Source organism: Alteromonas sp. BL110 (genome assembly GCF_003443615.1).
Lineage (GTDB): Bacteria > Pseudomonadota > Gammaproteobacteria > Enterobacterales > Alteromonadaceae > Alteromonas.
Genome location: NZ_CP031967.1, coordinates 883,720 through 896,316, shown reverse-complemented (window position 1 = coordinate 896,316; position 12,597 = coordinate 883,720). Strand labels below are relative to the sequence as shown.

The 12,597-nt window shown below is 44.6% G+C and carries 6 protein-coding genes and 1 other RNA gene; 4 read left to right on the top strand and 3 right to left on the bottom strand.

Going from position 1 to position 12,597, the window contains the following annotated elements; genetic code table 11:
* Nucleotides 1-63 precede the first annotated feature (63 nt).
* The 3 genes from secD (at nucleotide 64) to rnpB (ending at nucleotide 4,649) form a co-directional block, all read left to right on the top strand.
* Nucleotides 64-2,628, top strand: a complete 2,565-nt coding sequence (secD, locus tag D1814_RS03855) for a protein translocase subunit SecD (protein ID WP_118490189.1) — start codon at nucleotides 64-66, stop codon at nucleotides 2,626-2,628.
* Between the two features lie 169 nt (nucleotides 2,629-2,797).
* Nucleotides 2,798-4,261 (top strand): potassium/proton antiporter, encoded by a 1,464-nt coding sequence (locus D1814_RS03850; RefSeq protein ID WP_118490188.1) that lies wholly within the window; start codon nucleotides 2,798-2,800, stop codon nucleotides 4,259-4,261.
* 37 nt (nucleotides 4,262-4,298) lie between these two features.
* Nucleotides 4,299-4,649: RNase P RNA component class A (gene rnpB, locus D1814_RS03845), an RNA gene on the top strand.
* A gap of 162 nt (nucleotides 4,650-4,811) precedes the next feature.
* On the opposite strand, the gene D1814_RS03840 is transcribed toward rnpB, so the two are convergent.
* On the bottom strand, nucleotides 4,812-7,208 hold the full coding sequence (locus tag D1814_RS03840) for a TonB-dependent receptor (protein ID WP_118495294.1): 2,397 nt from the start codon (nucleotides 7,206-7,208) through the stop codon (nucleotides 4,812-4,814).
* Between the two features lie 366 nt (nucleotides 7,209-7,574).
* Here D1814_RS03840 and D1814_RS03835 point away from each other — a divergent pair, with 366 nt between their 5' ends.
* Nucleotides 7,575-8,519, top strand: coding sequence for a DMT family transporter (locus D1814_RS03835; RefSeq protein ID WP_118490187.1), 945 nt, complete (start codon nucleotides 7,575-7,577; stop codon nucleotides 8,517-8,519).
* 8 nt (nucleotides 8,520-8,527) lie between these two features.
* On the opposite strand, the gene D1814_RS03830 is transcribed toward D1814_RS03835, so the two are convergent.
* Both D1814_RS03830 and D1814_RS03825 read right to left on the bottom strand, forming a co-directional pair.
* Nucleotides 8,528-11,398, bottom strand: coding sequence for an ATP-binding protein (locus tag D1814_RS03830; protein WP_118490186.1), 2,871 nt, complete (start codon nucleotides 11,396-11,398; stop codon nucleotides 8,528-8,530).
* Nucleotides 11,398-12,576 (bottom strand): ABC transporter substrate-binding protein, encoded by a 1,179-nt coding sequence (locus tag D1814_RS03825; RefSeq protein WP_118490185.1) that lies wholly within the window; start codon nucleotides 12,574-12,576, stop codon nucleotides 11,398-11,400. The genes D1814_RS03830 and D1814_RS03825 overlap by 1 nt, the downstream gene beginning before the upstream one ends.
* Between the last annotated feature and the right edge of the window lie 21 nt (nucleotides 12,577-12,597).

The following is a 12,597-nucleotide window of genomic DNA, read 5'->3' as shown; positions in this document are numbered from 1 at the left end:
TGAAAGCAAAGCATCTTTGTTTTTCGTTCAAGCGTTTTAAAACTTAATTATTCAGGATTTAAAATGGCACGATTTTCATTTCGTGGCTTTGTGTATGTGCTCATCGTTATGCTCGGTTTACTGAGCGCTGCGCCCAACATATTGCCACAATCAGTTAAACAGCAGTTACCCACGTGGTACACCACTAACACACTTTCATTAGGCTTAGATTTACGGGGCGGATCGCATCTTCTCTTAGCAGCAGACACAAATGCTTTGTTTGAGAAGCAACTCAGCAGTTTTTCTAGCGATGTACTTAGCGAGTTACGTAGTCAAAATGTACGCTATACCAGAACAACTCATTCTCTTTCTTCGAAGGCCAGCAGCGTAGATAGTGTTGAAAGGGTTGTTTTTACGTTACGCAGTACAGACGATGCAAGAAAGGTTAAAGACATTGCCTATCAAATTTCGGCGCAACCGAACGGAACAAGTGCACTTGATGTTGCGATAAAGCAAAACACCGTCTCTCTTACACTTAATGAACTCTATGCTGAGCAGCTAATTAAGGACACGTTAAGTCGAAGTGTTGAGGTAGTACGAAAGCGTTTGAACGAAACGGGGCTTACGGAACCCAGTGTTACCTTGCAGGGTAAAGACGCGATTTTAGTTCAGATGCCAGGTATGTCGGACCCAACCCAAGTGAAAAAGCTACTGGGCACTACCGCACAAATGACTTTTCACTGGGCCGCGAACAGCCAGTCTGAGCAGGTAATGAATAAGCAAGACGCGGCGGGTAATACCTATCGCTTAGAACAAAAAGTGGCGCTAGAAGGCGAACATATCACTGATGCGGCCGGTGTTCTAAGCAGTGAAACCGGTCAGCCTGTAGTGACGTTTCGTTTAGACAGTGCCGGTGCTAAGCAGTTTGCCACTATGACCCGTGACAACATTGGCCGCGTGCTTGCTATTGTGCTTGACGATAAAGTGGTGACCGCCCCGGTTATTAACAGCGTGATCCCAGGTGGTCGCGGAGAAATTACCGGAAACTTCACCTTGCCAGAGGCGAGTAATACCGCGTTAATGCTTCGCACTGGCGCGCTACCCGTGCCACTTAGCATAATTGAAGAACGCACGGTGGGGCCTGATTTAGGTAGTGATGCTATTCAAACTGGTGTTGAAAGCGGCGTGATAGGTGCGTTACTGGTATTGGCATTTATGGTGGCGATTTACGGCAGGTGGGGGGCAATTGCAAGTTTTGCTCTGTGTATCAACATGGCATTGGTGTTTGGCGCGTTAACCTTATTTGGTGCAACACTGACGTTACCGGGTATCGCAGGTTTGATTCTGACTATGGGTATGGCGGTAGATGCGAACATTTTAATTAATGAGCGTATTCGCGAAGAAAGTAAAAAAGGCCGTCCGGCAGCCAGTGCAATAGAAGTGGGCTTTGAAAAAGCATTCGCAACAATAGTAGATTCAAACTTCACTACGCTTATAGCGGTAAGCTTGTTGTTTATGTTCGGTAGTGGGCCTATCAAAGGGTTTGCCATTACCATTGCTCTTGGGCTTGTATCCTCAGTATTTACTGCGGTTGCTTTAACTAAAATGTTAATGCTAAAAGCGGTCAAGTCGAAAAAAAGAAATGTAAGAGATCGCACGCCTATGCGCTTCTCTTCACCACTACTGCGCTTAAGCGATAAGCTTAGCGGTATTAACTTTCTTGCAAAACGTAAAATTGCATTGTCTATTTCAGTAGTGCTAACAGTTCTCTCAATCGGATTATTTGCCAAACCAGGTTTACATTATGGCGTCGACTTTACTGGCGGTACTATGATTGAGTTGACCGCGCCAGCTCTTTCGACTGACGAGTTACGAGATGTCATTGAAAGTAATGGTTTTGATCAGGTAGCAATTCAGGAATATGGCAGTGAGCATCATTATTTGTTGCGAGCGCCTGTTCTAGATAGCGGTGAAGAGGTTGAAAATAGCAATGCAGAGCAGACTGACGGTTTAAAACGTGCGATTTCTCAAGCTGACGACCACGTAAGTTTTGATAAAATTGATATGGTTGGACCAAAAGTCAGCGGAGGTTTCGCGGAGCTATCTATTCTTGCGCTGCTTATAGCTGGTGGCGGAATGCTGGCGTATTTGTGGGCGCGTTTTGAAGCGCATTTCGCAACGGCTGCGCTACTTACTGTTGTACTTGATTTAACCAAGACAATAGGCTTTTTCGCATTAACGGGAATCGAGTTTAACTTAACCGCCGTTGCAGCGTTATTAGCGCTTATTGGTTATTCGATAAACGATAAAGTGGTGGTGCTTGATCGCATCCGCGAATTATTACGCTTAGACCCAGCTAAATCTTTAGCGAACACTGTTAATGAAGCGGTGAACAGCACATTAAGTCGCACGGTATTTACGTCTGTTACCACATTGCTAGCGCTGCTTCCAATGGCTTTGTTTGGCGGTGACGCAGTAGAAAGCTTCGCAGTGCCTATGGTCTTTGCTGTTGTAATTGGCACGTCTTCGACCTTGTTTATTACCTCTACATTACTATATCTATTGGGAAGCAGAAGAGAGAAACAGGGTAAAGCACAGTTAAAGCCCACTGCAGAAGAAATTAGGGCTTCGTTGTCGCACATCCCTTAGGCGACACAAGTTCCTTAACCTCAGTACTTCGCCGCGTTTTTGTACCTCGATACCCTTGTGTACCTCAATACTTTGGTAGAAAAACGCGGTAAAGTAGCAGTATTAACAGGAAGCCTTGATGCTCATACTCAGGTTGCGTATGTGCCTCAAGGGCAATAAGGAACGTATAATGTTTGCAGTTGATCACATTATTTTAATCAGCGCAGTGCTGGCCATTTTAGGTGTGCTGGCTAGCAAGCTGTCTCCGCGTTTTGGTGTACCTGTTCTGGTGCTATTCCTCGGCGTAGGTATGCTGGCTGGTGAAGATGGCATTGGCCGAATATTCTTTGATAATGCTGATGCCGCCCATGCTATAGGCACGTTTGCACTTATTCTTATTCTATTTGATGGCGGCCTGCAAACGTCTAAGAAGTCTATAATTCATGCGTGGAAGCCAGCGGCTTTGCTCGCCACCTTTGGTGTGGTGGGTACGGCAGTGCTCACTGGTGTGGCTGCTATGGTTATTCTCGATTTACCGCTTTATAAAGGCTTATTGCTCGGTGCTATCGTTGGGTCAACTGATGCAGCTGCGGTTTTTTCTGTGTTGCGCAACGCAGGTATACGCATTCCCGCTAAGATTAAATCGACTCTGGAGCTGGAAAGTGCGTCGAACGATCCTATGGCTATATTCCTTACTATTGGCCTTATAACCCTTATTCAAGACAGCACGACTAAACCACTGGATTTACTTTCCCTGTTTGCTAGCCAAATGGGCGTTGGCGCTGCTGTTGGACTTGCTATTGGCGGTATTGCCGTGTGGCTTTTCAGACGCGTGACTTTAATGGCTATAGGTTTGTACCCGGTATTTGTAATGTTGTTTGGGGTGTTGTCTTTTGGCTTAGCAGCTAACCTAAATGGCAGCGGCTTCCTCGCTACTTTTATTACTGGCGTAATAGTGGGTAACAGCCGCTTTGCTTATCAGCGAAATACTTTTGTTTTTTTGGATGGGCTGGCTTGGTTAGGGCAAATTGCCATGTTCGTTATATTGGGTTTGCTAGTGACGCCCACCGAGCTTTTTGTTAGCTGGAAAGAAGGGTTGTTAATTGCTCTAGTACTTATTTTTATAGCACGTCCGTTGGTGGTAATGCCTATTTTGCTGCTCTCAAAGTTCTCGTTTAAAGCATCGCTTCTCATATCATGGGTGGGGCTGCGAGGTTCGGTGCCGATTATTTTAGCTATATTCCCGCTAATATTTGGCATGCCTTACGCTGAGCTTATATTCAATGTGGTGTTCTTTATCGTGCTAATTTCGGCCTTGTTGCAAGGTTCTACCCTTCCGTATGCGGCCCGCAAATTAGGTTTAGTGTTAGGTGATAACGTTAAATCGTCGAGTACCCTAGAAATTGTGAAAGTCGCTAAGAGCAAGCGCGAACTTATAGAAATAGAAGTATCCAAGTTATCACCAGCTCTAGATAAAACGATCAGTGAATTATCACTACCTGACAATACGGTAGTAGCAATGATTGCCCGTGGTGAAGAAACCCTTATACCCAAAGGAAGCACGAAAATAGAAACGGGTGATCAAATTTTTATAATTACAAAACTGCTCGATAAAAACGCCGTAGAGCAATGCTTTTACAACGAGCAGGAATAGGGTGCTATTGTAGGGTACTTCATGTAGAATGCGCCGCGGAGTTGGCCAGGCAATCGCCGCTTTCGTAAGAAAGGGGAGGAAAGTCCGGGCTCCAAAGGGCAGGGTGCCAGATAACGTCTGGGCGGCGCGAGCCGACGACAAGTGCAGCAGAGAGAAGACCGCCTAAGCATGTTTACATGCCGGTAAGGGTGAAAGGGTGCGGTAAGAGCGCACCGCACCTCTGGTAACAGAGTGTGGCAAGGTAAACTCCACCCGGAGCAAGACCAAATAGGATCCCTCAACGTGTGGCCCGCATGGGGATCGGGTAGGTTGCTTGAATCAGTGAGCGATTGCTGATCTAGAGGAATGGTTGCCCACGACAGAACCCGGCTTACGGCCAACTCCACTCTTTTCCTAGATAGCTTCTCAAAGCGTGTTTATTGTGATGCTTTTAGACAATACTTTCCTTAAATTAGATGAGAGCTATACCTTTAGCAGGTGAGGGCTATTCCTTTAGCAGGTGAGGCCTCTGCCTGAAAGTAAATCCTCAAGCAGAGACATTTATCGCTCGTTACTGGAAGAAGTAACGGAAAGTTGCGCCTACTGTGCGCGGCTGATTGACGGTAAATCCAAGTCGAGCACGTCCACCGCGCTCTCTATCAAACGAAAGCTGTGCGTTTTCATCAAACAGGTTGTTGGCATACAGCAAGATTTCGTAGTCATCGTAGGTAAGACCAAAGCTCATGTTCATGGTGCCGTAGTCGTCTAGCAACAAATCTAACTCCGTTGTCTCAGTACCGGTGGCACCACCAAATGCAAGCCCTGATGTGAAGGTGCCTGCACCAGCAACTTGGTCGCTAGGTTGTGTAATACGATCGCCAACATATTGATACGAACCTTGGAAGTAGGTGCTATTAGACGAGAATAAAGGCTGCGCTAAATCATAGGTAAAAGCGATAGCGAAGCTTTCTTCAGGTACTGACGCCAAACGGTTGCCATCTTCAACGCCACCTAGCACCGCACCATCGCCGTCAACGACCGTTGAATCGAACTCAGCTTCAATGATGCTTCCGGTTAATGAGAAAAATAGCTGATCGGTAAACTGTCGTGTAAGTTCGAATTCAATACCTTGGGTGTGCGCTTCAGGTACGTTAAATGACACCCGTGACGAACAAGAACCCGCATCTAACGTAACTTGAAGGTCTTCGATGTCGTTATAGAAAGCTGAAACGTTAGCTGTCCAGCCTCGTCCTGACGATTTCATGCCTATCTCATAGTTAGTGAGTTTTTCATCGTCATAGTCTTGGAATGAACCAAAGATGGCTTCATCTTGGTCGGTACACAGGCTTCTATTTAGCGGGTCATTGACGCCGCCAAGTCTAAATCCTTGCGACACTTGAGCGTTTAAGTTTACGTTTTCGTTCAGGCTATACTGGCCAATTACACGAGAGGTAAAGCCATCAGACTCTGTAGAATCGGTCTGGTTGTCGCCGTTGGCAAATAAGCCCCCAGAAATAAACTGGCGCTCTTCTTCATAATCGTAAAAGCGAGAGCCCACGGTCATTTTGAAATCATCGTTAACTTGATAATTCACTTCACCAAAAACAGCAAGCTGCTTTAAGTCATAGGGCAAGTAAGCGTTATAAGGCGAGTCTGGCTCAAAACCATTGGCAACCGCTGCTGACGTGCCTTCACCTAATGTTGCATCTGTAAACGCATCATAGCCGGGGGTAGGAAGTGATTGATCGTAAACGCGTTCAGTTGAAGAGTAAAAAGCGCCAACTAGCCAGTCTAGTGCGCCATCATCATTAGATGCTGCGCGAAGCTCAAAGGTGTCTTGCTCTACTTCGGTTCTGTCTAATAGGTTCGACGGTAATAGCACAGCTTCATCTGGAAAGCCCAAGTCGATACTTACCGAACCGGAAAGCGCGCTGGCATCACGGCTTACCAGTATATCTCGGTCGGTATAGCTATAAACAAAAGTAAAATCAGCAACGTCAGCTTGGTATTCAGCGGTTACATCGGCTATCAAGGTTTCGTCAGTAAACCCTTCCTCAAGCAGCAGATACTGTTCGCGCTCACCCATTTGAATAGCCGGACGTGTCGTCGTGTAAGGGTTTGCAAAGACGTTATAGACTTCTTCCCTGTTAAACCCGTTCATCTCAAGTTCTTGGAAGATTAGTCGCGGTGTTATAGTAAGTTTATCGTTAGGTGCGATAATAAACGCAACTCGTCCGCCAGTTCTGTCACCGTCATTAACGTCCTCGCTAAACGCGCCGTTTTCGCCCAGCGCATCAATAAAGCCGGCATAGTCTGTGCGGTACACTACTGCGCGCATAGCAATCGTATCGGAAATTGGTACGTTCACCATACCTTTTACATGACCACCCACGCCGCCGTCTGTAACACTATTAAGGTTAGCTTCAAACTTACCTTCAAAGGTGTCTAATTCAGGCTGGTTGGTAATGTAACGAAGGGTTCCGCCGATAGAGCCCGAGCCAAAAAGTGTCCCTTGCGGTCCACGGAGTGTTTCTATGCGGTTAAGATCAAAAAGATCGAGGTCTGGGGTAAATAGAGATAACGAAATAACACTTTCATCAAGATAGACGCCCACTTGCTCTTTAACGCCAGGTTGGTCACGTACTATTTGCCCTGCCGATACGCCACGCATTGAAACCTGACTTTGCCCAGGCCCCAAATTTTGGATAGAAACGCTTGCCACATTTCTAGCTACATCTTCTAAGTTACCAGCGCCACTGCGTTCAAAATCTCGCTGCGTTTGTGCGTTAATTGAAAAGGGGATGTCTTCAATGGATTCAGCGCGCTTTGTTGCTGTTACTATAATTTGCTCAAATTCATCGTCATCCTTTTGTTGTGTGTCCTGTGCCATTGCGCCAGAGCTAAGTAGCCCAATTACCGCAATGCTAAGTGTGCTTCGTCTAAACGACGGTTTTTCTAATGTAAACATAAGTTCATCCAGAGTGTTTGTTTCTATTTTGTTATTAGGCAAGGAGGTAATGTGGCAAAAAAAATTGGCTTTTTCCATATCTGATGAGACAAATATTTCTACTTTAGTCGTATTGGTTGGTTTGCATTTCTTTAAGTTTATTTTTTGTTAATTGATATTGTGACTCGAAAATACGTCTAAAAGGTCAAAACAAGCGTCTATCAGGCTAATTACATCGCTAATAATATAGGTATGATCTGGCTTAGTTGAGGTTTAGCTTTAATTTAAAAAATATCTTAGTTGCAGCAACGGTTAATACAAGGCAGCTCAAAGCCTAAAGCCGATCTAAGCCGAAGAGAAAAAATGAGAGTCAAAAGGAGAAACACCATGGAAAATCAAGTGAGAACAAATGAAGTACTAAAAGGTATGCTATCAATTGTTATCGCAAGTTTTCTGTGGGGGACAACAGGTACTGCGGCTCAGTTTGCACCAGCGGTAAGCCCACTGGCTATTGGCGCCTTTGCAATGGGCATAGGTGGTGTGTTGCTGTGTATTAGTGCCCGAAAATTACTGGTAAAGGATGCACCTATTCTTTTTTCTACACCACTGATCTTTCTGTTTGGCAGTGCTTGTGTTGCAATTTATCCGCTGGCCTTTTACAGCTCAATGCGTTTGTCAGGCGTTGCCATAGGTACCGTGGTTTCTATCGCCAGTGCGCCACTATTCGCTGCACTTTTAGAGTATTTTCTAAGTAAAAAGCCCGTATCTTTGAAATGGTTTATAAGCTTTATATTCGGTGTTCTTGGAATTGGCCTGTTAGCTATGGGCAAAGCTGAGGGGGCATCAGAGCTATCTGCATCTAAAAGTAATCAAATATTCGGCGTTATTTTGGGTTTAATTGCAGGTTTAACTTACGCGGGATATTCGTGGGCTGCGAAGCAACACATTGACACTGGCGCAAACTCAAAATCTGCTATGGCTGGGCTATTCGGCTGTGCTGCCATTGTCCTACTGCCCTCTCTTTGGTTTACCGGTCAGAACCTGTTTGCTAACGCTATCCACACTAGTGTTTCACTTTATATGGCCGTAGTGCCGATGTTTCTTGGATACTTGCTGTTTGGTTATGGTCTTCGTACTACTGAAGCCAGTAAAGCCACGCTTATCACACTAATAGAACCACTGGTTGCGACATTTTTCGCTATTTTCCTAATTGGTGAAGTGTTCAAACCTGTGGGATGGATTGGCATGACGCTGGTAAGCCTATGTCTTTTTATTCAGTCAGTAAGGTTTTCTTCACCTTTAAAACGCCTTGGACGAAAAGCGACGGCATAGCATTGTCTTTATACCAATTCACCATTCCTTTCGACACTTGCCCAGTGATCTACCTTGTCGATGAGGTCTTCAGCATCGAAGGGCTTACTTAAGTAGTCGTCCATTCCCGCTTCAACACACCGCTCTTTATCACCTTTCATTGCATTGGCGGTTAGGGCGATGATTGGGACGTTTAGATAACGCTCTCCAGCTTCACCGCCTCTAATGCGTTTAGTTGCTTCAAAGCCATCCATTTCAGGCATTTGACAATCCATCAAGATGACGTCAAAGGTCACTTTCATTTTATTCAATGCTTGCAGTGCTTCTAAACCCGATTTGGCGCTTAGGGTAGTATGGTTGCTCAGATGCTGTTTCACGATTATTTGATTGATATCGTTGTCTTCAACAATGAGTACTTTACGCTTTTTACCTTTTTCTCGTTTTGATGAAGAGGCATGGTGCACGGGGACTAGCAAAGTCTCATCCGCAGGCTCAAGAGAAATAGTGAAAGAGAACGTACTTCCGTGACCTTTTACACTTTCAAGTTTTATATTGCCGCCCATAAGTTCGCAAAGTTGTTTGCTAATTGATAAACCTAGACCGGTTCCGCCAAACTTGCGGGTAGTTGATAGATCTTCTTGCGTGAAGACGTCAAAAATAGTGCTTTGCTTATCTTGTGCAATACCTATCCCCGTGTCTTTTACGCTACATAAAAGTGTGAGGCTGTCGTCTGCGTTTTGCTTAATACTAGTGGTTACTTCAATGTATCCAGTGTCAGTAAACTTGACAGCGTTGCCCAACAAGTTCGACAGAATTTGCCTGAAACGAACGTCATCACCTAGTACAACGTGGAAACCCTGTAAATCAAAGTGGAAGTGTAGCTCAAGGCCTTTTTCTTGGCACATAATGGCGTACTGACTTTGGAGATTCTCTAGGGACTCTAAAATATCGAAAGGGTTATCTTCTATTTGTAGCTGACCTGCTTCAATTTTAGAAAAGTCCAAAATGTCATTTACGATATGTAAAAGGCCCTGAATACTAAATTTAGCGAGTGAAAGGTAATGCTTTTGCTCTTCGGTAAGTTCAGAGTTTGCCATTAACTGTAAAACACCCGATATACCGTGGATAGGCGTACGTATTTCATGGCTCATACTCGCTAAGAAACTGGATTTCAGTCGAGCAGACTCTTCGGCTTTCTCTCTCGCTTCTTGAAGGTATTGTTCCGTTTGTCGCTGTTGCGTAACATCTTGCTGGAAACCGATGTAATGCGTCACCTCACCATCGGTTTTAACCGGGGTTAAATTTAATCGGTTATAAAAAGCGCTGCCGTCTTTTCTATAATTGAGTAATGTCGTTTCGATAGGCTCACGTGTTGCAATGGCTTTGCGAATTTGCTCAACGGTTTGCTTACTGGTTTCATCACCTTGCATAGAGCGGCAGTTGTGGCCAATCATTTCACTTCGTTTGTAACCAGTTAATTCCTCAAATGCACTATTTACATAAATAATTGGCTGGCCAACTCGTTTGACGTCAGAAATAATAATTGAAACAGTCGCTTCATCCATGGCATGGGTAAGTACGTTAACGTGGTTTTCTAATGCGCGCTGCTCGGTAACGTCACTGCCTACATATATATCACCACGAATATTACCATTTACGTCGGCAAGCGATGCTTTTGTCCAGCGAATATAAAGCTCTTTGCCCGAATTCACTGAAAAGTGCGTTAGTTCATCGCTCTGCTGTGTAGCTAGCTTCCTCACTATCAGTTTCAAGATTGCATTCTTTTCACCGTATTGGTCATCGCAAAAAAAGTCGAAGCGTTTATTTGAAATGAGTATTTCTTGATTCTGATCGACCACAACCAGCATGTCGCCCATCGACTCCAACACATTTGAAAACTGTTCGTTAGACAGAGAAACCTCGGTCAAATCCCAAATAAGTTTGTCGAAGGCAGCTCGAATGTCGGCTAACTCTTTTGCTTCAACTTGCAACTCATCGTTTAAAGGCGTCGTTTTGTCACTAGTGAGGCGATTTTTAATATCGTCATAAAGCGTCGAAAGGGTTCGTTCGGCTAAGGTTCCGGTCATACTCACCATATGTAATATAATGAAAATGAACCCCACGATCATTGCTAATAAAACGATGCCTGTCCAAGCAACCTCTCTGTATGCAGTGATAGTTGGCTTAACGCTATATAACTGAAGGTTCTTCCAGCTAGTTTGCTTAATAGAATAACCGCTTTGGTTAAACGCCAAAAAGCTTGATTTTGGTGCTATTAAAGAGGGCTCGCTACTAAATAGTACATTGCCGTTTGAATCTGTAACTAACTGGTTAGTAAGTCTAGGATAGGGCGCCAGTAATGATTGAAGGCTGTCGACATACATGACAAGGGCACCTTCAGAGACGCCATTGAGTAAAACGGGAACGCTAATTACGACTCCGTATTTAGATACGGAAGAAAAGGTGTTTGATGAGCCAAGCGTTTGCTGACGCCAAGCACTGCTTAACGACTCAGGAAGCGTAGCACTCCAGTTTTTGTCGATAACTTTCTCACCTGCAAAATCAAACAGTGCGAATTCTACAGTTTTTGCTTGGGTGAGATTTAAAGAGCGAAAAAACATAGGTAGGTAATTATCTCGCTGCTGAATATCGACCAGCGAATTAATAATAATGTCGTTTGCCGCTAAATCTGCAAGCTGACGTGTTGTATCGCTTACAATGAAGCTAATATCTTGCTCGAGCCCTTCTACCGACTGCTGCTGAAGGGCATTACTTTGCTTAACAATGAAATGAAAGGAAAGGGCAACTAGCGTAATGGACAGCACTGCTATTAGCAACGCTAGCCTTGGGATCATGCTTGAAAGCAATAAAGAACGCAGCCTCATAGGTTCATGCTGCATTATTTCTTGCCCGTTGTTACCAAATGGCCTTTATCATTAATCTTCGTCATAAAATAATCCTTTGACCAAAGTGCATCATGCCTTTCTTTAGTGAATGGAGCTTCATAGTATTTAACAGCGCCCTGGATGTCTTTAAGCGACTCGAGAGCATTGCGCAATTCGTTAACTTGTATGCTATTCGCTTTATCGGCAGCGATAGCAATTAAATGAATTAAATCATATGCATGGGCTAAACCCGTGACACCTTCTATAGCTGATGCATCAATAAGCCCATATTTATTATAATAGGCTTCTAACAGTTGTTTAGCCTTGTTATTTTTCTGATGGTGGAAGTGAAACGTTTGAAGAACTGATATGTCGTGCTGATTGATAGGGTTGGCTAGTTGAGATGCGAACTGACCTGACGCTATACCCCAGTGAGAAACAACAGGGAGCGAGCTTAGCCCTTGTTCAGCCAATGCATCTACAACAACCACACCTTCAGGTACGTTGGTAACTAATATGACACTGTCCGCCTTCGTATCTTTTATTGCCTTAGCATCTTCAGAAAAATCTTTCTGTTGCCAATTAATCCAATACGTTGCGCTAATGTTTACCCCTTTTTCCTGAGCAGCTTTAGTCAAAGACTCAAGGTTAGAGCGTCCCCACCCTGTACGCTCCAGTACCAAAGCGACACTTGATAATTCTCTGGATTTAACAAAGTCTATAAGTACAGACGCTGCTTCAGCGTCACGTACTGAGACCCTAAAAACGTTATTGGGGGAGTGCTCATTGTCTACTATGGGGGTGCCGGCGGCCCAGGGAACCAGCATAAGAATATTTTTCGCATGTATAATATCAATTTCCGCAAGCACCACAGGAGTGTGTACACCGCCGATGACGGCTAGCAGGTTTGGCATTTGCGCAAACTTTTCAATGTTGTAAATACCGCGAGCTGGGTTTCCTCGATGGTCTTTCGCAATCACTTTAAGTGTACGACCAAGTATCCCCCCATTTGCGTTGATCTCTTCAACGGCTAGCTCTACGCCTCGAGTGATAGCAACACCTCCCTCTATAGCAACCGCTGAGAGGTCTGCATCAATACCTATAATTAACGGCGCTTGAGTGCTGTCAGCTTGGCATGAATTAAACAAGAGTATAAAGCCGAGAAGCGCTGATAGAAGAAGATGTACACGCATGGGTTAGTCACCTGATTGATT